We start from the raw sequence: 24,014 nt of genomic DNA, 5'->3' as shown, positions 1-24,014 counted from the left end.
TGGCGACGTGAAGCGATCTGCACCTCGGGGCCCGGGCGGGCGGCGTGGCTCAGCCGCGGGTCGTGACCAGCAGGCGGTCGCGCGCCGTCGCCAGGGACGGGCCGTACCAGGTGAGATCGCGGCCGGAGACGAGCACGGACCGGACGCCCGGCAACGCCTCCGGGCCGTCCTCGGCGGTGAAGACGTACGGCTCGTCCGGCAGCAGCACCAGATCGAGATCGTGCGCGCGCAGGTCGTCGAGCTCGACCCGCGGATAGCGCTGCGGGTCGTCGGCGAACACGTTCCGCAGGCCCAGCCGGGTCAGCAGGTCGCCGGCGAAGGTGCGGCCGCCGACCACCATCCAGGGGTCGCGCCAGATCGGGACGGCGACCCGCAGCTCCGGCTGTGGCGCCGGGCGCGCCCACTCGTCGGCGGCGGTGCGCAGCCAGGACGGCTCACCCACGTCGAGGACCTCGGTGAACAGCCGGCGCATCGACGCCAGCGCCTCGTCGAGCGACTCGATGACGGTCACCCAGACCGGCACCCCGGCGTCCCGCAGTCGCTGCACGTCCAGCTTCCGGTTCTCCTCCCGGTTGGCGATGACCAGGTCCGGGGCGAGCGCGGCGATGGCGGCCCGGTCGGGGTTCTTGGTGCCGCGCACGCGGGCGACGTCGAGGCCGGCGGGGTGCGTGCACCAGTCCGTGGCACCGACGAGCCGATCGGGCACGGTGACCGCCAGCGCCTCGGTCAGCGACGGCACGAGCGACACCACCCGCCGCGGGGGGCGCAGCAGCCCGACCGGCGTCCCCAGGTCGTCGCTCAGCACCGGTGAGGGGCTGGAACGGCCGCCGTGCAGGGGCCCGCGCCGAGCCTGCGAGGTGTGGGGGGCACGGGGGTCCTTCGACTTCATACGTTCCGCCGGTACTGGCCGCCCACCTGGAAGAACGCCTCTGTGATCTGCCCCAGGGTGCAGCAGCGGACGGTCTCCATGAGTTCCGCGAACACGTTCCCGCCGTCCATCGCCACCTGCTGCAGCCGGGCCAGCGCGGCCGGCGCCCCGGCGGCGTGCTGTTCCTTGAAGGTGGCCAGCCGGTCCAGCTGCGACCGCTTCTCCGCCTCCGTGGCCCGTGCGAGCTCCACCGGCGCGGGTGGGGCGTCGCCCCGGTCCGGCGCCAGGAAGGTGTTGACGCCGACGATCGGCAGGCTGCCGTCGTGCTTGCGGTGCTCGTAGAGCATCGACTCGTCCTGGATGCGGCCGCGCTGGTAGCCGGTCTCCATGGCGCCCAGTACTCCCCCGCGTTCGGCGATCCGGTCGAACTCCGCCAGCACGGCCTCCTCGACCAGGTCGGTGAGCTCCTCGATCACGAAGGAGCCCTGCAGCGGGTTCTCGTTGCCGGCCAGCCCCCATTCCTGGTCGATGATCATCTGGATGGCCAGGGCGCGGCGGACCGACTGCTCGCCGGGCGTGGTCACCGCCTCGTCGAAGGCGTTGGTGTGCAGGCTGTTGGCGTTGTCGTAGATCGCGCACAGCGCCTGCAGCGTGGTGCGGATGTCGTTGAAGTCCATCTCCTGGGCGTGCAGCGACCGACCCGAGGTCTGCACGTGGTACTTCAGCTTCTGCGACCGCTCGCCGGCGCCGTACTTCTCCTTCATCGCGACGGCCCAGATGCGCCGGGCCACCCGGCCGATGACCGAGTACTCGGCGTCCATGCCGTTGGAGAAGAAGAAGGAGAGGTTGGGCACGAAGTCGTCGACGTCCATCCCGCGGGCCAGGTAGCTCTCCACGTAGGTGAAGCCGTTGGCCAGGGTGAAGGCGAGCTGGCTGATGGGGTTCGCCCCGGCCTCGGCGATGTGGTAGCCCGAGATGGAGACCGAGTAGAAGTTCCGGACGCCGTTGTCGATGAACCACTGCTGGATGTCGCCCATCGCCCGCAGCGCGAACTCGGTGGAGAAGATGCAGGTGTTCTGCCCCTGGTCCTCCTTGAGGATGTCGGCCTGCACCGTGCCGCGGACGTTGGCCAGGACCCAGGCGCGCAGCTCCTCGGCCTCCGCCGCATCGGGCTCGCGGCCCTCCTCCGCCCGGAAGGCGTCGAGCCGCTGGTCGATCGCGGTGTCCAGGAACATCGCCAGGATGGTCGGGGCCGGCCCGTTGATGGTCATCGACACCGACGTCGTCGGCGCGCACAGGTCGAAGCCCGAGTAGAGGACCTTCATGTCCTCCAGCGTCGCGATCGAGACCCCCGACGTCCCGACCTTGCCGTAGATGTCGGGACGCGGGTCGGGGTCGCGGCCGTACAGCGTCACCGAGTCGAAGGCCGTGGACAGCCGGGTCGCCTCGCTGCCGGCCGACAGCAACCGGAAGCGCCGGTTGGTGCGGAAGGGATCGCCCTCGCCGGCGAACATGCGGGCCGGAGCCTCGCCGGCCCGCTTGAACGGGAAGACGCCGGCGGTGAAGGGGAAGGCGCCGGGCAGGTTCTCCAGGCGCAGGAAGCGCAGCAGCTCGGCGTCGTCCCGCGTGCGGGGCAGCGACACCCGCCGGACCGCGCTCCCCGACAGCGTCGTGCGGGTCAGCGGTGTGCGGATCTCCTTCCCGCGCACCGGGTAGACGTACTCCTCCCCCGAGTAGGCCTCCACCCGCGCCGGCCACTCGTCGAGCAGCGCCCGCACGTCGGGCAGCAGCTCGGCCGCCGCGGCCTCCGCCGCGGCGCGCGCGGCCTCGGCGGCCGCACCGTCGAGGACCCCGGCGGCCGTGGTCAGGTGCTGACGGCGTCGGGCGACGTCGGCCTGCGCCTCGGTCGTCGCCGAGTAGCCGCGCACCGCCTCGCTGATCTCGGCCAGGTACCGCGCCCGCTGCGCGGGGACGACGCTGGTCAGGCCGGACGAGGCGCGGACGTCCACCCGCGGCAGCACACCGGGACCCGCCGCCAGCCCCTGCTCCACGAGCAGCTCGTGCAGATGCTGGTACAGCGCGGTGACGCCGTCGTCGTTGAACCGGGCGGCGCTGGTGCCGTAGACCGGCATCTGCTCCCAGGGAACGCCGAAGGCCTCGCGGTTGCGCACCAGCTGGCGGGCGACGTCCCGCCGGGCATCGTCCGCGCCGCGGCGCTCGAACTTGTTGATGGCGACGACGTCGGCGAAGTCGAGCATGTCGATCTTCTCCAGCTGCGAGGCGGCGCCGAACTCCGGCGTCATGACGTACAGCGAGACGTCGCTGAACGGGACGATCGCCGCGTCGCCCTGCCCGATGCCCGGCGTCTCCACGATCACCAGGTCGTAGCCGGCGGCCCGCACCGCAGCGAGGACGTCGTCCAGGTGCTCGGGCACCTGGGCCCCGGCGCTGCGGGTGGCCATGGACCGGAAGAAGGTGCGGTGCCGGTCGCCGGACTCCAGGGCGTTCATGCGGATGCGGTCGCCGAGCAGCGCGCCGCCCCCGCGCCGCCGGGTCGGGTCGATCGCGAGGACGGCGATGCGCAGCTTGTCCTCCTGGTCCAGGCGCAGCCGTCGCAGCAGCTCGTCGGTCAGCGAGGACTTGCCCGAGCCGCCGGTGCCGGTGATGCCCAGGACCGGGACGGGCCGCCGCCCGGCCGCCGCGCGCAGCTGGGCGGCCAGCTCCGGGGAGCGGCCGCCCTCGAGCACGGTGATCGCCCGGGCCAGCGCGGCCGGGTCGCCGCCGAGCAGCGCGTCCACGTCGGGAGCCCGGGCCGCGAGGTCGACGTCGCAGGCACGGACCAGCTCGTTGACCATGCCGGGGAGGCCGAGTCGCTGACCGTCCTCCGGCGCGAAGATCGTCACGCCGCGGTCGCGCAGCGCCGCGATCTCCTCCGGCACGATCACCCCGCCACCGCCGCCGAACACCTGCACGTGGCCGGCGCCGGCCTGGGCGAGCCGGTCGACGAGGTAGCCGAAGTACTCGACGTGCCCGCCCTGGTACGACGAGATCGCGACGCCCTGGACGTCTTCCTCCAGCGCCGCTCGGACGACGGCGTCGACGCTGCGGTCGTGCCCCAGGTGGACGACCTCGGCGCCCTGGCTCTGCAGCATCCGCCGCATGATGTTGATCGAGGCGTCGTGACCGTCGAACAGGCTCGCGGCCGTCACGAACCGCACCGGGTGGACCGGCACGTGCAGCGACGGCCGGCCCGTGCTCGTGGCGCTGGTGGGCATGGCGCTCCTGACCAAGCGGCCCGGATCGCGCCGGGCGGAGGACGTGGCTCCCCGAACCGTAAGGCCTTGATTAGTAGGACGTCCACGTACCTTGCGCCGGCCGGCGGCCCGCCGAGCCGGACGGGACGGCGAACCAGAGCGGCGTTCTAGCAATACCGATCCGGCGCCGGTACGTTCTGCGGCGTACGTCACGCGGCAGCGAGGAGTTCGGCATGACCACGATCGAGGCCCCCTCCGGCCGGACCACGACCCCCGACGTCCAGCACATCGACGTGCTGGTCGTCGGCGCCGGCATCTCGGGGATCGGCGCCGCCTATCACCTGCAGCACGAGCAGCCAGGGCGCAGCTTCCTGCTCCTCGACGCGCTCGACGAACGCGGCGGCACGTGGCGCACGCACCGCTACCCGGGCGCCCGGTCCGACAGCGACCTGTTCACCTTCGGCTACGGGTTCAAGCCGTGGCGCGGGCCCTCGATCGCCACCGCCGACGAGATCCTCGCCTACCTCGACGAGGTCATCGAGGAGAACGACCTGGCCCAGTACATCCGCTACCGGCACCGGGTCACCGCCGCGAGCTGGTCGTCGGAGGAGCGGCGGTACACCGTCGAGGTGACCCGCGAGGACACCGGTGAGCACCTGCGCTTCACCACCGACTTCCTGTGGATGTGCCAGGGCTACTACGACCACGACAAGCCGTTCCAGCCGAACTGGCAGGGCATGGATGAGTTCCGCGGTCAGACCATCCACCCGCAGCAGTGGCCCGAGGACCTGGACTGCACCGGGAAGCGCGTCGTCGTCATCGGCTCCGGCGCCACCGCGGCCACGCTGATCCCCGCGATCGCCGAGAGCGCCAAGCACGTGACGATGCTGCAGCGTTCGCCCACGTTCTTCATCTCCCGGCCGAAGGTCGCCGAGCTGGCCGCGACGCTGCGGGCGCTGGAGATCCCCGACGAGTGGACGCACGAGATCATGCGCCGCGCCTCCTTCGCGCAGGGCGAGGAGCTGTGGCGGATGTCGGTGGAGACCCCCGACGCGCTGCGCGAGTTCCTCATCGAGTCGATGCGCCCGCTGCTGCCCGACGGATTCGACATCGACAAGCACTTCAACCCGACCTACCGCCCCTGGCAGCAGCGCCTGGCCGCGGTGCCCGAGGGAGACCTCTTCACCGCGCTGCGCGAGGGCAAGGCCTCGGTCGTCACCGACACCATCGAGCGGTTCACCGAGACCGGCATCCGGCTGACCTCGGGCGAGGAGCTCGAGGCCGACATCGTCGTCACCGCGACGGGCTTCGACCTGTCCCTGTTCGGCAACGTCGCCTTCACCGTCGACGGCGAACCGGTCGACTTCACCCAGCAGGTGACCTACCGCGGCATCATGATCACCGGCGTGCCGAACATGGCCTACGTCTTCGGCTACTTCCGGGCCAGCTGGACCCTGCGCGCGGACCTGGTCAGCCAGTTCGTCTGCCGGCTGCTCACCAAGATGGACGAGCAGGGCACCCCCGTCGTCGTCCCGCAGCTGCGGCCGGAGGACGCCGACATGCCGCTGCTGGACTGGTCGGATCCGGAGAACTTCAACCCCGGCTACGTGATGCGGTCCCAGCACCGGATGTTCAAGCGCGGCGACCGGGAGCCCTGGACCCACCACAAGGAGTACACGGAGGAGCGGGACATCCTGCCCACGGCCGACCTCGACGACGGCCTCGTCTACCGCCGCTGAGCGCTGCACGTCGCCGCTCAGCCCCACCCACCCATCGCCCGAGGGACCCGCCCGACCCACCCCCAGGACAGGAGACCCATCCGTGCCGGTCGACCAGCACATCGCCGCCCTGCTCGCCATGGCCCAGCAGTCCGATCTGCCCCCGATGTACGAGGGCACCCCGGACGTCGGGCGCGCCCAGTACCTGGCGATGACCACCGGGCTGCGCAGCCCCGAGCAGGTCATCCCGGTGGCGAGCACCGAGGACATCACCGTCCCCGGCGGCGAGGGCGACCTGCGCGCCCGCGTGTACCGGCCCGAGGGCGAGGGGCCCTTCCCGACCGTCGCTTTCTTCCACGGCGGGGGCTGGGTCATCGGCGACCTGGAGACCCACGACAACATGGCCCGGCACATCTGCCGGGACTCCTCCGCCGTCGTCGTCGCCGTCGACTACCGGCTGGCGCCCGAGCACCCCTTCCCCGCCGCCGCGGACGACGCCATCGCCTCGGCCCGCTGGATCGCCGCGAACCGCGACCGCTTCGGCGGCGACGACCGGCTCGGCGTCGCCGGGGACAGTGCGGGCGGCAACCTGGCCGCCGTCGTCGCGCAGACCCTGCACGCCGAGGGCACCCCGGTCACCGCGCAGCTACTGATCTACCCGGCCGTCGACGCCGCGGGCGAGTACCCCTCGCGCGTGGAGAACGCACGGGGCTACTTCCTCGAGCAGCCGACCATGGACTGGTTCTACGGCCACTACGCCGGGGCCTGGGACGACGCCAAGGACCCGCGCCTGGCCCCGCTGCACGCCGACCTGACCGGCCAGCCGCCGTCGGTCATCGTCACCGCGGAGTTCGACCCGCTGCGCGACGAGGGCGAGGCCTACGGCGAGGCGCTGAAGGCCGCGGGCGTGCACGTCGACGTCACCCGCTACGACGGCCTGATCCACGGGTTCTTCGACATGGGCGGCCTCTCCCCCGCCGCCCGGTCGGCCATCGAGGAGACCTGCGGGAAGTTCCGCACGATCCTGCACGGCTGACCTTCTCAACCAACGCACCGGAGCCCGGGGACCCATCGGTCCCCGGGCTCCGGCACGCCCGCCTTCAGCCGGCCGAGCCGATCGCGCACTCGTCAGTTCCAGCAGGCCACCACGCGAGGTGGGAGCCGTCGAAGGGCGGCTCGCGATCGATGACCGCGCGGACGATCCGGTGGCAGGTGGTCTCGGCCGCGTCGATGAGTTCCTGCGGGTAGGCCCAGCTGCGACGGTGAGCGGCGAACTCGTCCTCGTCGAGGATCCTGACCTGGCCGTCGCCGAGTTGCTCGACATCGAGGTCGAGGTCGATGTACTCGATCAGGTCCCCTCGCCGCGTCGCGGGTGTCGTGATGTCGACGTACAGCTGCTTCGGACGTCGTCGGGAAGGCAGGGCCGGCACGAAGTACACCGACCACATCTCCCCCAGTGGGATCAACCGAAGGCCTGGGAGTGCCTGGTAACTCCCCGACGCTGTCTCGACCACGGTCCCGCCGGGCATCCACAGCCAGGTACCGAATGCATCCGTGCCCAGCTCGAGCGAGACCGTCCGGCGATGGAGGTCGCCGTTCCACTTCCGAGAAGCAACGACGACGTCCGCCATGCCGACCAGCCTGTCACCGACTTCCTGTCGCCAGGCGGTCCAGCAGCCGGCCCGGTCGCTGACGTGCTGCCCGCGCGCACCGCGAAGCGTCTACTGGTCAGACGGATCGGTGAACGAGATCGGCTTGCCCGTGGCGCGGGCATACGCGATCTCCCTGCTCGTGGACTCGCCGATGTACCCGCCTGGGTTGACGACCAGAACCCGGTCAGCCACGTCGATCTTGCGCAGGTGCAGCGCGTCCAGCGCAGTCTTCTGCTCGTCGGTCATCGACTCGCCTGCTTCGTGATCCGCGGCGCGCAGGAAGACGCCGGGCGCGAGGACGATGACGCCTGCGAAGGTCAGATCACGGTTCGCCGCGCTCATCTCGGTCGCGAACCGGGTGGAGCCGCAGATGCAGACGGTCTCAGGTCGGTCCGGCACGGCTCAGTCCTCCGGGTCGAACAGGAAACCATCAGTGCGCGGTGGAGACTGGTTCTAGGCTTGCGGGCGTGATCTTGTTGGTGGACCTGGACAACACCCTGGTCGACCGCGAACAGGCCTTCCATACCTGGGCGCAGCACTTCATCAGCGAAATCACCGCCGATCCCGCGGATCTGGACTGGCTGCTGGCCTCGGACGACGACGGCTACACACCGCGCGCCGAGCTGGCCATTGCCCTCAAGGAACGCTGGGGCCTGGACACCGGCGTTCCTGACCTGGTGGCTCGGCTGCTCTTCGACCACGTGCAGTTCATCGAGACCTACACCGGGGTCCCCGCTGCACTGGAAGCTCTGGGAGCGGCAGGCGTAGTCCTCGTGGTCGTCACCAACGGGATCGTCGCCCAGCAGGAACGGAAACTGCAGCGCACCGGGCTCGCCGCACTGATCACCGACTCCGTCATCTCCGAAGCCGTCGGGAGCAAGAAGCCGGACCCCCGCATCTTCCGCACCGCTCTCGAGGCCGCCGGGCGCCACGGCGGCCGCGGGCCGGCCTGGATGATCGGGGACCACCCCATGGCAGACATCGCGGGCGCCAGGAACTGCGGCCTGCTCACCGGATGGGTCAGTCACCATCGCGCCTGGTCCACGGGCGCACCCGCCGACATCGCGTGCCCACGGACCGTCGACGTCCTCAGGCAGATAATCGCCGCACCGCCTGGACGAGGGGCGCCGTAGTCGCGGTGACACCCTCCGCGCCATGGCTATCGAGGACGTGTTGCTCATCGGTGGCGCAGCCGGCGTGGGCAAATCGAGTGTCGGGTGGGAGGTCTCCGTTCAGTTGAGCCGCTTGGACGTAGCCCACTTGGCACCTGGAAGGGGAAGTCCTCGATGCCGCATGGCCGCGGCCCGCCGATGACCAGGACGGCCGGCGCATGACCGTGAACAACCTTGGCGCTATGGCGGGAGTGTTCGCGGCCGAGGGCTACAGGCGATGTGTGTACGCGCAGACCGCGAGTGTCGTCGACTACTCGCTGGTGACGCAGGCGCTGGGCGAGGTTCGCCTTCATGGCGTTCTACTGACCGCGTCGGGAGCGACACGCATCGCGCGGCTCTCTCAGCGCGAGATCGGTTCTGACTTCGACCGGCACCTGGTGAGCAGCCAACAGATGGCTGACCGACTCGAGCGGAAGGCACCCGCGTGGGTCACTCGCCTGCCGACCGACGATCAGACGGTGACCCAGAACTGACCGGCCGGCGGACGCGACACAGACGCGCCCGACCCCACGTCTACCGGTAGTCGGCCCAGACCTCGCGCGCGACGCCGTCCACGGTGATCTGTCCGCCGTAGGGAAGGAGCCACTGGGGGCGGGTGTGTCCGAAGGGCACGCCAACGCAGACGACGGCGTCGGAGTTGTACCGACCGACGGTGTCGATCGCCACGTGGCACTGTTCGTCGCGGTGCGCGGCCTTCTCCGCGGCGGTCGGCTGCTTCTCAAAGCTGGACGCCGGCGGGCGGGCGACGAGCACAGCATCGACGGCGGCCAGGAGTCCTCGCTCCCCAAGGGACCGCAGGATCCAACCGAACTCCCGGGACGGGATGAGGTCCTCGCTGGTCTCCAGGAGGAGCACCCCGCCGTCGAGGACCGCCGGGTCGGCGGGAAAGCGCCCAGCCGTCAGGATCCACTGGAGAACCTCGATGCAGCCACCCCAGGTCCGGCCGGTCACCGTGGCGGCCGGACCGGCCCAGGTCCAGGGCTCGGACGGCTCGCGGTCGCCATACGACGTGAGCGCTGCCGGGTCGGCCCAGTCCTTGCCGATGTCCTCGGACTCCCCCGGGTCCGTCACCTGGACCCGCTCGCCGGTCAGCAGAGCCGCCCGGAGCGCGGTCCGGTGGCAGGCGTCGACGGCCGGGCCGGGACCGAGGTGCACCTGGGTCGATCCGCCGTAGAACCCGGCGACGCCCAGCGTCCACAGCCACGACAGCAGGTTGGTGTTGTCGCTGTAGCCCAGGAACGGCTTGGGATCTGCTAGCACGAGTTCAGGGTCGAGGTGCGGCACCACGGTGATCTGGTCCTCGCCCCCCACCGTGGCCAGCACGGCCCGGATCTCCGGATCGGCGAAGGCCTCGTTGAGGTCAGCGGCGCGGTCCTCTGGGCTCGCTCCCGACCGCCGCGTCGTCGGGTATTCGACCGGGACGAGGCCGGTGACCTCGGTCAGCCGTCGCATCGCCTGCTCGTGCACCGCCGGTGCGACAGTCGGCGCCGCGAACGACGGCGAGACCACGGCCACCTTGTCGCCAGGACGAGCCTTCGGTGGATGAAGGAGATCGACGACCATGCCCCTATCGGACCAGCCGTCGCAGTCCAGCGGCAAACCGATTGCCGGATGACCGTCGCGGGGACGATTCCGTGCGCGACGGTGGCCGAGGGTGCGACGACGTTCGCCTTCATGGACATCGATCCGGGCTCGGACGGCCATCTGCGGGTGATCCCGAAGCGGCACAGCGCCGGACTCGTCGAATTCCCTCGACGACCTGATCACCGCCACACTGGCTGCCCAGCGGATCGCCAGAGCCGCGCTCTCCGAACTCGGCGCCGACGGTGACAACCTGCTCAACTGTTGCCGTGCCGAAGCCTGGCAGACCAGTGTCCGGGCATGCCCGTCGGTCACCCCACGCCCACACGGCTCGTCCCGGGTTCGCTGCCGTGAGGATGAGCAGGCTGCGGTGGGGGTATCTGGCGTCGTCGTGGGCCGCGCTGTTCGCGCTCCTGCACATCTTCTGGGCCTTGGGCGCCCCGTGGCTGCTGGCGTCTTCCGCAGGCACCGCGCTGGCAGCGGACCGGCCGACCTGGTTCGTGATCGCAGGCCTGTGGGGAGTGGCTGCTCTCCTCGTCGTCGGTGCGGTCATGGGGGTAGCCCTCGCGCAGCGGCGTACCGGTGGGCGCGCTGCTCGGTTCGTCGTCGTGCTCAGCTGCCTCGGTGGTGCGTGCCTCCTGCTCCGGGGCGTAGTGGTCCAGGTCGTGCTCCTGACCGACGCCGGCGGTGTGGCGAGCAACGTCGGCGAGGAACAGATGCGTGTGAGCCTGCTCCTGTGGAATCCGTGGTTCGTCCTCGGCGGCCTGCTCTTCGCCGCTACGGGCATCCAAGGCTGGCGCGACCTGCGAGGCGGGGCACCCCGCGACGAGGCGACACGAGGCTCGCGCGCTGATCAGCTACCGGCCGGCAACCACCGGCGAGGGACGCTCGGTGGAACGGGTTCGTGGGGCCCGCGCCGGTAGCCCCCCCTCCCGCGGGATCCACGTCAGTTTTCCGGTTGTGTGGACGATCGCTCGGCGAGCCGCTTGAGGTTGAGCAGTTGCCGGCGTGCCATGACGAGGTCACCGACGGACAGCAGCGGGGCGATCCAGCGGCCGTGCCCGCCGGCGATCTTCACGAGCAGACGGGTCGGTCCATCCGTCGCGTCACCGACAGGCACGAGCACGTAGGACATGACTGCGCCCATGATCTCGCCGGTGAGCTGAACCCCGGGGTCGACGCTCAGGATGCGCCCGGCCGGGCGCCCCCCGGCGGTCGTGAAGTGCTGACCGGGAGCGGGTTCGGCCAGGTCGCGCAACTCCTGTGGCGAGCGGTGGCCGAGGTTGTCGATCCAGTCGTAGGAGTACGGCGCGAGCCTGATCTGGGCGACCCACGGCCAGAGATCGGCTGCAGTGGCGTGCACGGTCACCCCGCGCCATGCCTGCAGGACCGGAGCCGGGACGAGGTCGTCGCAGGGGTAGTGACGGGCGACCTCCTCGGCACTCACACCCCAACGATCGCCGATCATCGCCCCTCCTCGTCCGCCGCACGCCCACGGAGTGCGGGCGAGTCGGTGAGCTGTTCTGAGCCGCCGCTACGGAGCCGGGCGACGATCGCGCTGCGACCCCGAGTCGCTGCTCAGACCCACCGTCCGCGAGCCGGCGCCCGAGTGGGTCGACGTCGGCGCAACCAGTAGCCGGCGGTGGCCAGGAGCTCCAGCGGCCCCCACAGCAGGATGGGCGCGTAACAGGCGACCATGACTGCCAGCGGCACGCCGGAGACCAGGTTGGCGTCCGGGCGTTGGCCGGCGAGGAGCGCGCCCACCATCGAGATGTCGAAGATCCAGACCACGGCCAGCCCGCCGAGCGTCGCCGCGAGGACGACCGGTGTCAGGGGTACACGTCGGCCGAGGAAGCATTCCCCCCATGGCCGGACGAGGCCGACGGCAAGGAAGCCTGTGGCGAGCTGAACGAGGCTCAATGCGAAGACGTAGCCGTAGGCCAGGACACCGTCGCCGTCGATCTCGAACTGCCGCAGTTCCTGCGTCCCGGGCATGAGCCCGACGATCATGAGCACTCGCCAGAGCGCGGACGGGACCGTCACGAGGAAGGCGCCCCACGCGGCCAGCACGGTCCACCGAGCCGGTTTCCGAATGGGGGTTCTAGTGAGCACGTTCGCAAACTAGGCCTACTCTGCAGCCGTGGCAAGACCTGCGAAGTTCACGGCCGACCAGATCCTCGACGCTGCTCGCGACGTGGCCGTGGAGCACTGGCGAGACACGACGATCGCCCACGTCGCGGAACGAGTCGGCGCACCGGTGGGCTCGATCTATCACCGCTTCCCCTCGCGCGATGCGCTCTTCGGGTCGCTGTGGGCCCGTTCCATCCGTCGCTTCCACGAGGGGCTCCTCACGGCCACCGAGATCGAGGACCCACGGGCAGCGATGGCAGCCATGGCGCGTCACATCCCCCGGTTCTGCCGCGAGAATCCCGCCGACGCGAAGGCGATGACCCTCTACCGGCTGCCGGACCTCCTGGAGAAGGTGCCGTCCGGGCAGCGTGCCGAGCTGGCGACCATCAACGATGGCGCCAACGCCGGGTTGCGTCGCGTCGCCGCTCGACGCTACGACCGGCTCACCGACCGTCGGTACCGCCTGGCACTGGTCGGCACCCGTCAGTGCCCTTACGGGCTCATCCGACCGCTGATAGGCGGCGACATCCCCCACGAGTTCGACGCGATCTGCGTGGCGGCGACCGAGGGAATCTTGGCCCTCGGCGACTGACAGCGCGGATGCACCGGCTCACCGTGGGCGGAGTCGACGCGGCGAGCTTCGTCGCGGCGCTGGTTGACTGACGGAGTGATCGTGCAGCTGCCGTCGCCGGATTCCCTCGCGTGGTCGGCAGGACGATCACACGACGGCCCTGCGCTGGCAGAGCTTCGTGCACTCGTGTTGCGAGCCAGCCTGGAACGGGTCGGCCGGTTCGACGAGGTGCGGGTGCGTCAACGATTCCTGGCGTCGTACGTACCCGGGGACACGCAGGTGTTACGTCGCGCCGATGAGGTGGTCGGTTCTCTCGCGCTGCGCACAGCGGCGGCCGGGACGTGGATCGAGCATTTCTACCTGCATCCTTCGCTGCAGGGTCGCGGATCGGGCTCAGCAATTCTGCGCGCGGTCACGAGCGTCGCCGACGCCACCGCCACGACGCTCCACCTCGACGTCCTGCGCGGCAGTGACGCTCGCCGCCTCTACGAGCGTCACGGCTTCGCACTCGATCGCGAAGAGGCCGTCGACATCTACCTGCAGCGGCCACCGGCGTCCTGAAGCCACTGACCGCTCACCGATCTCGCTTCGGCAGGTCGCGGACGGCGCCTATGGCGCTGAGCGTGTGTCCGGCGGCATCAGTCCGGTGCGGCGGACGATGTCCGCAAGGACCTCGCTCGGAATGTCCGCGGGCGAGACCGGGTGAAGGTCCTCCGGAGCGAAGACGCCGAGACCGGCGCCAGCCTGTACAACCAGAAGGCCACCGACAGGCAGGCTCTTCCCAACTTGCCCGAAGGGCGGATTGCCGTCCGCTTCGTCGAGAGCGGAAGCGCTTATCCGCACGTAATCCCCCTGCACGACGGCGGAATCCTCGCTCGTGCCTGGCTCGTCCACGTCGCGCAGGCTAACCCGCAACGGCGACCCTCGGCCGGGGTGAGCAGCCCGGTCGCCCGCGTCCGGCGGGGGATCTCCGCTCTCGTCATCCGGCGCTCTCGGGCGCCCCTCCTGGTGCGTCACGCGACGACGCGCCGGTACTCCAGGATCGGGACAAGGGCGCCACCGACTTCACGCGAGCCCGCCGACCCCCACAGGCGCCACCCGTTGCGCCGGTAGAAGGCCTGAGCGCGTTCGTTCCCCTCGATCACATGCAGGCGCGCTTCGGCAACCCCCCACTGGCGGAAGGCCTCGATGAGGACGTCCATCAGGGCCTGTCCTGCTCCAGTGCCCCGTTGCTCGGGAAGAACGTGAATCGCATTGAGCTCCGCGCCAGCTCGCGGGTCCAGTTGGGCGAGCGCGAAGCCGACCACAATCCCGCTGTGCTCGACGACGAGCCCCGCGTGCCGCTCAGGCAGGTCGGCGAGGCGCGCCTTCCAGACGATCACCTGCCGCTCGGGCGTTACTCGGGCGAGGGCATCGGCCGGCACCAGCCCTGCGTATGCCTCCTGTCGGCTGCGGGAATGCACCCAGCCGATCTGTTCCAAGTCGGCAGGCGCCCAGGAACGTACGGACGGAATCATCGACACGGTCCGATCATGCCGTCGGCTACCTGCAAGCGGATCCGCTACTGGCAGAGTTGCGAGCGTCCAGTCCGCCTCCTGGTAGGCCAGCTCGCGCCGGCGGTGGTGGCGTGGCGTCCACGCTCCCTGGTCGCGTCGACGTGACGGAGGATCTCGTCGACGACGTCGGCGACCGGGGCGGTGGCATCGATCGGCGTGCCGTTTCGGGGGACGCTCTCCCCCGTCTCGTGCCACCTCGCGATGAGCCTCCGCTCCGTCGGCGGTCCGCCACCCCACTCCTCGTCCGGTCGGTCGTCGAGCCGGCGGCTCAACGTGTCGAGGTCCACCTGCAAGACGAAGACGCCGTCGAACAGGTCGATGAAGTCGGGGAAGTTTCTGGAGCCGCCGCAGAAGAACGTTGCTGGTTCGCCCTGGTCAGCAACAAGTGCCTTGACCGCGTCCACGTTCCAGAGGTGGTGCTCATGCCCGGTGACGTCCGCCAGCTCACCAGTCTCCGGGTCGCCTGGGTAGGCCAGCTGGCGGTCGCCGTGGACGGCGTGGTGGCCGCGCCGCTGCAGCTCGTCGCAGACCGTGGTCTTGCCGGTGCCGGAGAGCCCTTCGACCAAGTAGTTCCTCACGCCCACCGCTGGAGGCTAGGACGCTGAAGGAGGATGCCTCAACGCGATTCCTCGCGGCGGGCGGTGCGCACGGTGGCCTGCATGAGGCTGCCGCTCGACGCATGTCCGGAACGCGATGCCCTTCTGGCACCGGCTCCGCGCGAGGAACCCCGTAGCCAGACAAGGATGGCCGCGTGCTCGAAGAAGATCGTCTCGCCGACCTGACGAGCCGCATGGCCGAGGTCCCCGGCGTGATCGGCGTGGTCCTCGGTGGCAGCCGAAACCGCGGCGAGCATGTGGAGGACTCCGACGTCGACCTCGGCCTCTACTACCGCCCGCCGCTGGACATCGACGCGCTGGCTGCTCTGGCCCGGGACGTCGGCGGCGCCGGTGCGGAGGTCACCCGACCCGGAGCGTGGGGTCCGTGGGTCGACGGCGGAGCCTGGCTGCGGATCGGTGGTGCGGCGGTGGACTGGATCTACCGTGACCTGGAGCGGGTGCGCGCCAGCTGGCGTGCGGCCCAGCGAGGAGAGTTCTCCTTCCACGCCCAGGTCGGCCACCCGCTCGGCGTGCCCGACTTCGCGTACGCCGGGGAACTCGCACTTGCCGTGGTGCTGGCCGATCCCACCGGGGAACTTGCCGCTCTGCAGCAGCAGATGGCTCTCTACCCGGCGGCGCTGGGCCAAGCCCTGGTTGCTGGCCTGTGGGAAGCGGACTTCAACCTCGACAACGCCCGCAAGGCGGCGTCACGGGCGGACACCGCCTACGTGGCCGGTTGCCTGTTCCGCGCGGTGCTCCTGTGCGCTCACGCCCTGCACGGACGGGCCGAACGGTGGCTGATCAACGAGAAGGGAGCCATCGCCTCGGCCGGGCGCCTGCCCCTTGCACCCGCTGGCTTCGTCACCCGGCCCACGGCGCCCTGGCGCACCTCGGTGACCGGCCCGACCAACTCAACGCAGCCATCGGTGCTGTGCAGGCGCTGCTCGACGACGTCCGCGCCGTCGTCAACCCCTCCCAGTAGCGGATCCCCTGACGGCCACTTTTGCGGGCGCGGGCCACCGCGTCGGGCCGCGGGCCATCCTGGCGCACGACAGACTCCCGGCCGGACCGGGCACGGGACGCTGTTATTGACAAGCCGAGCTGAGGTCACCGCACGCGGAGTCGGAGCCTTGGTTCACAACACCTGGAATCGGGTCTTCCTCTTCACCAATCTGACCTTGTCGGTCGCGGCGAGACGGTTGAACACCGTCGCTGCGGCGTCGCCTGCGGGCACGTCGCCTTCCTCGCCTGCAGGCTCAAGGTTGTCGTACGGCGGTCCGAGGAGGCGCAAGACCGCAACTAGTTCGTCGCCGTCGATTCCTTGATGGGCAGCCAGCAGCTCAACGACGGTGTCCTGGTCGGGGGCGTGGTTGGCAATCCGGACAATGCGCTCGATGCTCAGCTTCTCGCCCCGCCGCACGGCTCTGCGCGCTACGGCCCGGTATAGCCATTGTTCGGCTGACGTCGGGGCGATGAACGCGTCGAAGTCCTCGAACACCCGGTCGTGAAGCTCCGAGGGCGCAGCGTCGTCCTCGAGCAGTCCTTGCGTGAGCCAATCGTTCATCCGCAGAGCGGTCACGAACTGCCGGAGCTCGCTGTGGCGGGCCAGAGCGCCGGAGATTGCAGGCCAGCCAGCTGTGGCAAAGCGGGCGAAGGCCTCCTCACTAACCTTCAGCAGGCCTCGGTCGAGTGCTTCGGCGAGCAGGTCGTCGGGGGCGGGCTCGACCTCCGCGAGAGTCAGGTCAGACGGCCCGACGTCAAGCTGGGCAGCCAAGGCGACCCGGTCTGCAGCCCGGAGCTGCCCGTGAGCATTTAGCAGCTTCAGCGCTAGCGGCGTCTTCTGGGCGTCAGCCGCCTCCTCGATGTCGTCGGCGTCGTCCGTCCCGGGCCTGCGGTGTGTCTGGATGACGGCTCCGTCGGCGGTCAGGTGACTTGCCAACTCGGCGTCGACGCCGTGCTGCTCGATGTAGTCGGTCAGGTTGAGCACCGTCAGGGCGAACCGCTGCTTTTTGGCCAGCAGCTGCCAAGCTGACTGAGGAACGTGCGAGAGGTTCTCGATGGCACTGTCGGGGCCGCTGCGGTCCAGGATCGAACTCAGCTGGCTCGCGGACCACGCGTGGTCTTCGCCGAGCAGTCCGAGCAGCGTCTCGGGCTTCTCAACGGCATGAGGGGTGGCGGGGTCCTCGTCGATGACTCGGAGGTAGGCATCGATGTTCGTCAGGCAGTGGCGGTTGACAACCTCGTTCTTAGCTACGACGTCCAGCGACACCGAGTCTTCCACCCCGAGGGCGGTCCGCAGATTATCTGCGGTTAAGACGTAATCCTCCGACGCCACAAGAAGCTTCTGCAGCGGTTCTGGGACGGAAGCCAGCTTCTCCACCTGCACGCCGCACTTGCTGGCGAAGTCCTTGACGACCTTGGCCTGCCGCTCGGTGCGCTCCTCGGTGAAGGCCAACATCTCGGTGTAGTGGTCCGCGATGAAGCCGCGAATGTCCTGCCCCAGGTCGAAGTCGCCCACGGCCGTGGCGTCTGTCAGGGCGGCATCGACTAGCCGGAGTCGGAGGTTGTCGGGGACCTCCTCGGAGGCGAGGTGGTCGAAAAGGCCCCGCCAGGGGTGCGCGGCGAGGAGGCCTATCAGGGAGGCGTGCAGGGCGTGGTCATCGGCGAGGTAAGTAGCCATGAACTCACGGGCCTCGTCGTCGAAGTGCGTCGCGAGGAACCCCGCGACCTCTCGGGCCCGCTCGTGACGGTGTTCGAGGAGGTAGCTGACGATTTGCGGGTTGAGAGCGCTGACCGTGCGGTAGAAGTCCGGCTCGTCCGCGTCGAGCTGGTCGAGCAAGTTGCGTAGCGAGTCGTCGGTGTTGAAACGGTGATCAAGGAGCATCTCGTTGGGTTGGACAGCCCGGTAGTAGAACGTCTCGGCATCGATACCAGCGAACGTGCCGTAGAAAGCGGCCGAGTAGGTCGCGAAGTTCCGATTTATGTACCCCTTCTGCACGAGTTCTCGGGCGATATCCGACGTCAGGTGCGCCTCCAGCAGGTCGGAGAACGTGCGCCCCTGCACGTCGATGAATTCGGTACGTTCCAGCAGATCGGTGTACCCGGCGCCGGGAAGGAAGTCGAGCTCCCCGGCAAGCTTCTCGATGCGGCGGCCAGTTGCGTCGGTGTGTTCATTCGACCAGACGTTCTCGTCGAAGGCCTCAGGGAACCAGTCCTGCAGCGTCGCCTGGTCGAGTTGCCTTGCAGCCGCCACATAGGGCTGCTTTCCGTTGAGCGGGACGACGAAGATGCTCTGGTGCTGCACCACGGTTTGCCAAAAACCAATGGTGTACGAATCGGTCAGAGAGAAGGTCTCGCCGCCGACCCGGTATTGGGCTAGCTCTCTGAAGTTGGTCTGGAGCAGCACGGCTCGAGCCGCACCGATGAGTTCACGACCGAGCCGATCGGCGAGTTCGCTCTGCCTGGCTTCAGTGAGCACCAAGTCGCGGGCCTGCCGGCGGTCCCTCTGCCGGCTCGAGGCCGCGTGCCGGACCAGGTTCCGGTGGCCACGGTCCAGTTCGTCTAGAGCGCTCTTGCGGACCGGGATGTTCTCGAAGTCGGCGAGGTGGAAGTTCTTATAGGCAACCAGAGCGAAGAGCCGGTCCCCGGTCAGCTCAGGCGCTGGGTGCGACACCCACAGCAGCCGCTGGGCGTAGACGGTGAACTCATTGAGGATGTTCAGCAGCAACCGCATGTCGGTGGCATGGCGTGCCACCAATGAAAGCAACGCCCGCGACACTGTGTCGGCGGGGATGTTGCGCTGAGCGAGTGCCTTATCGAGTACGTCGCGGGCATTCCGGTGCGACAGGAACGGCACCATCGGGATGACGACGTCGAAGAACTTGGTCCGGTTCGAACGCTCCGCAAGAGACTCACGCAATGCCCGCACCTTGCCCCCAGATTCTTGCTGGGCCGTGGCGGACCTCTGGGCGCCGGCATGGTCGTCGGTCTCCCTCTGCTCGCCGTCGGCCTTCCGCTGCGCTTCGGGGTCCTGCTTCGGCTCCGACTGGGCGAGGCGTTCGAACAGGCTGTCCTTGATCGCGTAGATGAAGCACAGCTGCCGCTTCGACGCAGCCGCTATCCGGCGCGGTGAGGAGTTTAGGATGGTGTTCAGCTCGCGCAGCGAGTCGAATATGGCTGGGTCGTCAAACCGATCCAGATCCTCGAAGATGACGAAGTCTTCACCCCCGCGGTCGAAGTACGTCACGAGCTCGTCGAGGTAGGCGTCGAAGTAGGTGTCGTCGCGCTCTCCGAGCGTGATCGCGGTCCCGGCCGTGGACAGGCTCGTGATAATGCGGCTGTCCAGCGCTAGACGGAGCCACGAGAGAATAGCGGTCGCGGTCCCGTAGAACAGCGCCCAAGCCAGTAGGAACATCACGACAGCGCGCACCGACATCCAGGACCGAGACAGGTCGCCCGGGAAGGTGGCCACGTCGGGCAGCCAACCGCCGAGGCCGAGAAACAGCCCAAGTACGGCTGTGGCGATGGCGCTCTGCGTGATCGCCTTCCTGCGGGTAATGGGATCGGTACGTGCGAAGCGAGAGGACCGAAGCTCGCTTGGCTCGGTTCGGTAGATGAGCTGCTTGACCAGCTCCTTTTGGATTCTGTTGGTCAGTCCTTCGCCGTCGCGATCCGGGCCCAGCGTCGTGATGCTGACCCGCAACACCTTGCCTTCGTGCGTTTCCTGGAACCTATCGAGGACACTGGACTTGCCGATTCCGTACCGGCCTGTCAAAGCCACGTTTTTGTTCTTTGCATCCTTGACCACCCTGTCGAGGTGGTTCACGTAAGTGTCATGGTGCTCGGCCCGGTAGGAGGGGGCCAAAGACTGCAGCTCGTGCCGGAGCACCGCAGAGGTAGACGACTCAGGGCTCGCGGAAGCGCGAGATTTCGGCACCCCCGCGGGAAGGGTGCCATGGTCAGTGGTTGGTGAGTCAGTCACTCGCTCGGCTCCTGTTCATCGCTGTCGAGCACTCTGCCCCACACCTCCGACAAACCGGCGGCCTCGGAAACCGCATCTTGGCCAGCACCACGTTGGCCTCAGACTGCGAAGGCCCCCAATGCGGGCTGCTCAACACGGACTAGGAGGAAGTCACGCTGCAGTTGCCGGTGCACTAGCGGGGAGTCGATGACGGCGCTGCGGAAAATTGAGCGGAAGGCAGCAGTGTGTCCAATCAGCCCCTTAGCAGCGTTCCGTACGAGAACGGCGACTGGTCATGCAGCAGGCGCGGCGCGCGGTCTGCGAGGCGGCGTCCCGTCTACCCGCCCGGTGATCTGTTCGTCATGCGGACAAGCTCGCCACAGGTCGATCGAGTTTAGCGGCGCACTACGACAGGACGCCGAACCGCTCGGTCGCTAACCAGGCTTTTCTGAGTCGAAGCGGTTCTAGCCGGTCCCGCGAGTCAGCGGGGCGGCCGGAGCCTTCGCGGGGAGCGCCCTGATCTGGGCCACGAACTGCTCGAAGTCGGCGTCCCCCGCGGTCAGCGCCCGCCGGCTGGTGACCAGGGCCTTGGGCCAGTTGACGGTCACCGAGCCGATCAGCCGGCCGTCGTCGTCGGAGTAGAGGACCGCCGCCCGCGCCGGGTCGGCCGACAGGTCGCCGACGACCTCGTACCGGCCACCGCGCGAGGCGTGCCCGACGATCTGCAGCTTCCAGTCGTACTGGTCGCTCCAGACGTACTCCAGCGGGCTGTAGGGCTGCAGGTCGTCGGCGTGCACGATGTTGTGCGCGACCGCGGCCGCCTGCTCCACGGCGTTCGTCCAGTGCTCGAGGCGAACCTCGACCGGGAAGCGCGGGTCCTGCCACCGGGCGACGTCGCCGACCGCCCAGACGCGCTCGGAGTCGACCGCGCGGCAGTACCGGTCGCAGACGACCCCGTTCTCGACCAGCAGCCCCGAGTCGGCGAGCCACGCGTCGTTGGGCACCGCGCCGATCCCGACGAGCACGGTGGTCGCGCGCAGCGTCGTCCCGTCGGTCAGCCGCACGGTCAGGTTCCCGGCGGTGCCGTCGATCCCCTCGACCCCGACCCCGAAGCGGGTGTCCACGCCGTGCCGGCGGTGCAGCTCCTCCAACGGCCGGCCGACCTCCGGCCCCACCAGCCGGGCCAGCGGCGTGGCCAGCGGGTCCACGACCGTGACGTCGTGCCCGAGCGTGCGGATCGTGGCCGCCGCCTCGGCGCCCACGACGCCACCGCCGACCACCACGACCGCGCCTCCGGCCGCGAGGTCGGCGCGCAGCCCGTCGACGTCGGCCAGGGTGCGGATCACGTGCACGCCGGAGTCCGCCGGCCACGGCGAGGGCCGGGCGGCAGCCCCGGTGGCGATCACGACGTGGTCGAAGTCCAGCGCCGTGCCGTCGGCGAGGAGCACCTGCTGCGCGGCGACGTCCAGCCGGACGGCCGCCACGCCCAGCCGCAGCTCGAGGTCCGCGGAGGCGGCCGCCTCCGGGGTGATCAGCGCGAGCCGGTCGAGGTCCCACTCCCCCGCCAGGTACTGCTTGGACAACGGCGGCTTGTCGTAGGGCGCGGCCGACTCCTCACCGACGAGCACGATCCGGCCGGGGAAGCCCTCGCGGCGCAGGGCCTGGGCGGCGCGTACCCCGCCGACGGACGAGCCGACGACCACGACGGTCTGGGTGGACACGGGTGGGACCCCCTGGTGGTGGATGGACATGGCCTGCGGTGCCGGACGTGACGGAGCCCCGGGGGCCGACGTACGACCACCGGGGCTCCGATGAGGCATCAGCCGATGGTGATCGGCAGCATCCGGGGACCGCGGATCTGACCGGCGGACCAGCGCATCGGCGCACCCTCGGCCAGGCTGAACTCGGGGATCCGGTCCAGCCAGACGTCGAGCGCCACGCGCAGCTCCATGCGGGCCAGGTGCGAGCCGGCGCAGCGGTGGATGCCGAGACCGAAGGCCGCGTGCCGGTTGACCTCGCGGTCGATGATCACCTTGTCGGCGTCCTCGAACTTCTCCGGGTCGCGGTTGGCGGCCGGGAAGGGAAGCAGGACCCAGTCCTCCTTCTTCATCTCGGCGTCGCCCAGCGTCACGTCCTCCTTGACCAGGCGGGCCATGGTCACGGGGGCGTAGGCGCGGAGGAACTCCTCCACGGCCGTCGTCCGCACGGCGGGCTCCTCGACCAGGCGACGACGGTCCTCGGGGTTCTTCGCCAGGTGCCACAGCGAGGCGCCGATCGCGCTCCACGTGGTGTCGATGCCGGCGACGAGCAGCAGGATCATCGTCCCTGCCACGTGGCGGGGCTCCAGCTTCTGGCCGTACAGCTCGGCGTTGATCAGGTACGTCGTCAGGTCGTCCCGCGGGTTCTCGACGTGGTCGCGGATCTGCTCGAGGATGTACTCGAAGAGCTCCCCGGTCGAGGCCTCGCGCTCCTCCGGGGAGCGGTTGATCCCCTCGAGGGCGTTCTCCACGAACACCTTGAACTTCGGGGTGTCCTCGGTCGGGAAGCCGAGCATGTCCGCGATGACCCGGATCGGGATGTGCATCGCGTACTCGGTCGCCGCATCCACCAGGTCCCGGCCCTCGAAGGCGTCGATCAGCGAGTGGCAGAACGCCCGGGTCGTGACCTCCTGCTTCGCCACGTTGGCCTTGGTGAACGCCGGCAGCAGGAGCTTGCGGGCGTCGTGGTGGAACGGCGGGTCGGACGAGATCGGGGGGACTCCGCCGACGGGAGCCAGGTCCAGCGGGGGCCGGTAGTTGCCGACGATGACCGCGCGCGACGTGAAGTGCTCGGTGTCGTAGGCGATCGCCTGGACGTCCTCGTACGTCGTGGGCAGCCACGCGCCACCGAAGCGCTCGGTGCGCGCGATCGGACAGCGACCACGCAGGTCGTCCCAGATCTCGTGGGCGTTCTCCGCGTACTGCTCGTCCATGTGCGAGAAGTCGGTGGCCCAGTCGGAGACCGGACCGTCCATCACCTCGAACCGGCTGAGCTCGGCGGGATCGGCCTTCTCGAACGCGAAGTCGGTGAACCTGTCATCGACGGTCATTCAGAGCCTCCTCAAAAACCAGAACGGCGGACTCGGGGCAGTTGGCTGCGGCGAGACGGATGTCGCCCTCGCGGCCGTCCGGCACGTTGCCGTCGGCCGTGAGAGCGGTGAGCGTGGCGTAGCCCTCCTCGTCCTCACCGAACAGATCGGGAGCGAGGTCGTAGCAGCGGCCGTGGCCCTGGCACAGTTGCGAGTCGATCTGCACCTTCATGTGCGGGTTCCTATCTGTTCCTCGGTACGGGCGATGCTCGTCACGACACGGGTCAGCAGCGCTGTCCATTCCTCGTCGTCGACGTCGTGCAGATCAGGGGTCAGCAGCGTGCTGCCGATGGCCAGCGAGGTGGCGAGGTGGGACACCGCGCGCGGCGACACGGTCGGGTCGATCTCGCCGCGCAGCTGCGCCTGCTCGATCAGGCTGGTCATCCAGTCGGCGCGCTCGCGGACGTAGGCGGTCATCGACGCGGCCACCTCCGGGTCGCGGCGGGCGGCGATGAGCGCCTCGATGACCAGGTACCGCTCGGGGTCCGGGCGCTCCCGGAGGCCGGCACCGGTCCGGAGGAACATGTCGACGATCGAGCCCTGGGGGTCGGCGGCGACCATGTCCTCCATCGGCCGGCGGCCGTGCGTGCGGAGCGCGCCGACGAGGAGCTCGGCCTTGGAGGTGAAGTAGGCGTACAGGGCGCTGTTGCTCAGCCCCGCCTCCGCCGCGATGTCGGCGACGCGCGTGCCGTCGTAGCCGCGGCGGGCGAACACGTCGGCGGCAGCACGGAGCAGCCGCTGCCGTGTCCGTGCGCCCGTTGCGCCTGCGATGCGTCCCACAGCACGAATTGAATAGTGATTCACTTAACAGGTCAAGAGGGCTGGCCCC

The 24,014-nt window shown here is 69.5% G+C and carries 23 protein-coding genes and 1 pseudogene; 9 read left to right on the top strand and 15 right to left on the bottom strand.

Annotated features, from left to right (window positions below):
* Nucleotides 1–49 precede the first annotated feature (49 nt).
* Nucleotides 50–805 carry a helical backbone metal receptor gene (locus RM425_RS05050; protein ID WP_396137027.1) on the bottom strand — a complete coding sequence of 252 codons (756 nt, stop codon included), beginning with the start codon at nt 803–805 and terminating at the stop codon, nt 50–52.
* A gap of 80 nt (nt 806–885) precedes the next feature.
* The gene (icmF, locus tag RM425_RS05045; protein WP_311344088.1) at nt 886–4,143 is read right to left on the bottom strand and encodes a fused isobutyryl-CoA mutase/GTPase IcmF; all 3,258 of its coding nucleotides are present in this window, start codon (nt 4,141–4,143) and stop codon (nt 886–888) included.
* A 212-nt stretch (nt 4,144–4,355) separates the two neighbouring features.
* On the opposite strand from icmF, the gene RM425_RS05040 reads away from it, so the two are divergent.
* Entirely contained in the window at nt 4,356–5,861 is a 1,506-nt protein-coding gene (locus RM425_RS05040; RefSeq protein ID WP_311344087.1) for a flavin-containing monooxygenase, read from the top strand.
* Nucleotides 5,862–5,943: 82 nt separating this feature from the next.
* Nucleotides 5,944–6,876 (top strand): alpha/beta hydrolase, encoded by a 933-nt coding sequence (locus RM425_RS05035; RefSeq protein ID WP_311344086.1) that lies wholly within the window; start codon nt 5,944–5,946, stop codon nt 6,874–6,876.
* Nucleotides 6,877–6,940: 64 nt separating this feature from the next.
* Here RM425_RS05035 and RM425_RS05030 read toward each other — a convergent pair whose 3' ends face one another.
* Nucleotides 6,941–7,471 carry a DUF402 domain-containing protein gene (locus RM425_RS05030; RefSeq protein WP_311344085.1) on the bottom strand — a complete coding sequence of 177 codons (531 nt, stop codon included), beginning with the start codon at nt 7,469–7,471 and terminating at the stop codon, nt 6,941–6,943.
* A 90-nt stretch (nt 7,472–7,561) separates the two neighbouring features.
* Nucleotides 7,562–7,891: a hypothetical protein gene (locus RM425_RS05025; RefSeq protein ID WP_311344084.1), complete on the bottom strand. Its 330-nt coding sequence runs from the start codon at nt 7,889–7,891 to the stop codon at nt 7,562–7,564.
* An 80-nt stretch (nt 7,892–7,971) separates the two neighbouring features.
* On the opposite strand from RM425_RS05025, the gene RM425_RS05020 reads away from it, so the two are divergent.
* Nucleotides 7,972–8,625, top strand: a complete 654-nt coding sequence (locus RM425_RS05020) for an HAD family hydrolase (protein ID WP_311344083.1) — start codon at nt 7,972–7,974, stop codon at nt 8,623–8,625.
* A gap of 197 nt (nt 8,626–8,822) precedes the next feature.
* Nucleotides 8,823–9,137: a hypothetical protein gene (locus tag RM425_RS05015; RefSeq protein WP_311344082.1), complete on the top strand. Its 315-nt coding sequence runs from the start codon at nt 8,823–8,825 to the stop codon at nt 9,135–9,137.
* Nucleotides 9,138–9,177: 40 nt separating this feature from the next.
* Here RM425_RS05015 and RM425_RS05010 read toward each other — a convergent pair whose 3' ends face one another.
* Complete coding sequence (locus RM425_RS05010) at nt 9,178–10,173, bottom strand: S66 family peptidase (protein ID WP_311344081.1); 996 nt, start codon at nt 10,171–10,173, stop codon at nt 9,178–9,180.
* Between the two features lie 33 nt (nt 10,174–10,206).
* On the opposite strand from RM425_RS05010, the gene RM425_RS05005 reads away from it, so the two are divergent.
* Together RM425_RS05005 and RM425_RS05000 are read left to right on the top strand one after the other, a co-directional pair.
* Entirely contained in the window at nt 10,207–10,494 is a 288-nt protein-coding gene (locus tag RM425_RS05005) for an HIT family protein (RefSeq protein WP_311344080.1), read from the top strand.
* A 107-nt stretch (nt 10,495–10,601) separates the two neighbouring features.
* Nucleotides 10,602–11,168 (top strand): DUF3995 domain-containing protein, encoded by a 567-nt coding sequence (locus RM425_RS05000; RefSeq protein ID WP_311344079.1) that lies wholly within the window; start codon nt 10,602–10,604, stop codon nt 11,166–11,168.
* Between the two features lie 23 nt (nt 11,169–11,191).
* Here the strand turns inward: RM425_RS05000 and RM425_RS04995 are convergent, their stop codons facing one another.
* Entirely contained in the window at nt 11,192–11,614 is a 423-nt protein-coding gene (locus tag RM425_RS04995) for a hypothetical protein (RefSeq protein ID WP_311344078.1), read from the bottom strand.
* 209 nt (nt 11,615–11,823) lie between these two features.
* Complete coding sequence (locus RM425_RS04990) at nt 11,824–12,315, bottom strand: hypothetical protein (RefSeq protein ID WP_311344077.1); 492 nt, start codon at nt 12,313–12,315, stop codon at nt 11,824–11,826.
* A 70-nt stretch (nt 12,316–12,385) separates the two neighbouring features.
* Between RM425_RS04990 and RM425_RS04985 the strand changes: the two genes are divergently transcribed.
* The gene (locus RM425_RS04985; protein WP_311344076.1) at nt 12,386–12,967 is read left to right on the top strand and encodes a TetR/AcrR family transcriptional regulator; all 582 of its coding nucleotides are present in this window, start codon (nt 12,386–12,388) and stop codon (nt 12,965–12,967) included.
* A gap of 75 nt (nt 12,968–13,042) precedes the next feature.
* Nucleotides 13,043–13,507 carry a GNAT family N-acetyltransferase gene (locus RM425_RS04980; RefSeq protein ID WP_311344075.1) on the top strand — a complete coding sequence of 155 codons (465 nt, stop codon included), beginning with the start codon at nt 13,043–13,045 and terminating at the stop codon, nt 13,505–13,507.
* Between the two features lie 48 nt (nt 13,508–13,555).
* Here RM425_RS04980 and RM425_RS04975 read toward each other — a convergent pair whose 3' ends face one another.
* From RM425_RS04975 to RM425_RS04965, 3 genes are all read right to left on the bottom strand, one after another.
* Entirely contained in the window at nt 13,556–13,840 is a 285-nt protein-coding gene (locus RM425_RS04975) for a hypothetical protein (RefSeq protein WP_311344074.1), read from the bottom strand.
* Nucleotides 13,841–13,959: 119 nt separating this feature from the next.
* A complete protein-coding gene (locus RM425_RS04970) occupies nt 13,960–14,463 on the bottom strand; it encodes a GNAT family N-acetyltransferase (RefSeq protein ID WP_311344438.1) in 504 nt (167 codons plus the stop codon).
* A gap of 44 nt (nt 14,464–14,507) precedes the next feature.
* Nucleotides 14,508–15,086, bottom strand: coding sequence for an AAA family ATPase (locus RM425_RS04965; RefSeq protein ID WP_311344073.1), 579 nt, complete (start codon nt 15,084–15,086; stop codon nt 14,508–14,510).
* Between the two features lie 206 nt (nt 15,087–15,292).
* Here RM425_RS04965 and RM425_RS21610 point away from each other — a divergent pair.
* A pseudogene (locus tag RM425_RS21610) lies at nt 15,293–15,361 on the top strand (hypothetical protein); the annotation flags it as partial.
* 872 nt (nt 15,362–16,233) lie between these two features.
* Here the strand turns inward: RM425_RS21610 and RM425_RS21605 are convergent.
* The 5 genes from RM425_RS21605 to RM425_RS04940 all read right to left on the bottom strand — a co-directional run bounded on the left by RM425_RS21605 (nt 16,234) and on the right by RM425_RS04940 (nt 23,965).
* Nucleotides 16,234–19,923 (bottom strand): YobI family P-loop NTPase, encoded by a 3,690-nt coding sequence (locus tag RM425_RS21605; RefSeq protein ID WP_396137026.1) that lies wholly within the window; start codon nt 19,921–19,923, stop codon nt 16,234–16,236.
* A gap of 599 nt (nt 19,924–20,522) precedes the next feature.
* The gene (locus RM425_RS04955) at nt 20,523–21,779 is read right to left on the bottom strand and encodes an NAD(P)/FAD-dependent oxidoreductase (protein WP_311344071.1); all 1,257 of its coding nucleotides are present in this window, start codon (nt 21,777–21,779) and stop codon (nt 20,523–20,525) included.
* 98 nt (nt 21,780–21,877) lie between these two features.
* Complete coding sequence (locus RM425_RS04950; protein WP_311344070.1) at nt 21,878–23,146, bottom strand: cytochrome P450; 1,269 nt, start codon at nt 23,144–23,146, stop codon at nt 21,878–21,880.
* Complete coding sequence (locus tag RM425_RS04945) at nt 23,133–23,357, bottom strand: ferredoxin (protein ID WP_311344069.1); 225 nt, start codon at nt 23,355–23,357, stop codon at nt 23,133–23,135. The genes RM425_RS04950 and RM425_RS04945 overlap by 14 nt, the downstream gene beginning before the upstream one ends.
* On the bottom strand, nt 23,354–23,965 hold the full coding sequence (locus tag RM425_RS04940; protein WP_311344068.1) for a helix-turn-helix domain-containing protein: 612 nt from the start codon (nt 23,963–23,965) through the stop codon (nt 23,354–23,356). Before RM425_RS04940 ends, RM425_RS04945 begins: the two co-directional genes overlap by 4 nt.
* Nucleotides 23,966–24,014: the final 49 nt, after the last annotated feature.

Origin of the sequence: Blastococcus goldschmidtiae (assembly GCF_031845325.1) — a bacterium.
GTDB classification, from domain to species: Bacteria; Actinomycetota; Actinomycetes; order Mycobacteriales; family Geodermatophilaceae; genus Blastococcus; species Blastococcus goldschmidtiae.
Note: the sequence above shows the minus strand (reverse complement) of the source record. Positions and strands in the feature narration are given on the sequence as shown.

Excerpts from the sequence above, each read along its gene's own strand:
- icmF (WP_311344088.1), bottom strand. The coding sequence starts at position 4,143 with ATGCCCACCAGCGCCACGAGCACGGGCCGGCCGTCGCTGCACGTGCCG.
- RM425_RS05000 (WP_311344079.1), top strand. The coding sequence starts at position 10,602 with ATGAGCAGGCTGCGGTGGGGGTATCTGGCGTCGTCGTGGGCCGCGCTG.
- RM425_RS05030 (WP_311344085.1), bottom strand. The coding sequence starts at position 7,471 with ATGGCGGACGTCGTCGTTGCTTCTCGGAAGTGGAACGGCGACCTCCAT.
- RM425_RS05040 (WP_311344087.1), top strand. The coding sequence starts at position 4,356 with ATGACCACGATCGAGGCCCCCTCCGGCCGGACCACGACCCCCGACGTC.
- RM425_RS05005 (WP_311344080.1), top strand. The coding sequence starts at position 10,207 with ATGAAGGAGATCGACGACCATGCCCCTATCGGACCAGCCGTCGCAGTC.
- RM425_RS04970 (WP_311344438.1), bottom strand. The coding sequence starts at position 14,463 with ATGATTCCGTCCGTACGTTCCTGGGCGCCTGCCGACTTGGAACAGATC.
- RM425_RS04945 (WP_311344069.1), bottom strand. The coding sequence starts at position 23,357 with ATGAAGGTGCAGATCGACTCGCAACTGTGCCAGGGCCACGGCCGCTGC.
- RM425_RS04950 (WP_311344070.1), bottom strand. The coding sequence starts at position 23,146 with ATGACCGTCGATGACAGGTTCACCGACTTCGCGTTCGAGAAGGCCGAT.
- RM425_RS05015 (WP_311344082.1), top strand. The coding sequence starts at position 8,823 with ATGACCGTGAACAACCTTGGCGCTATGGCGGGAGTGTTCGCGGCCGAG.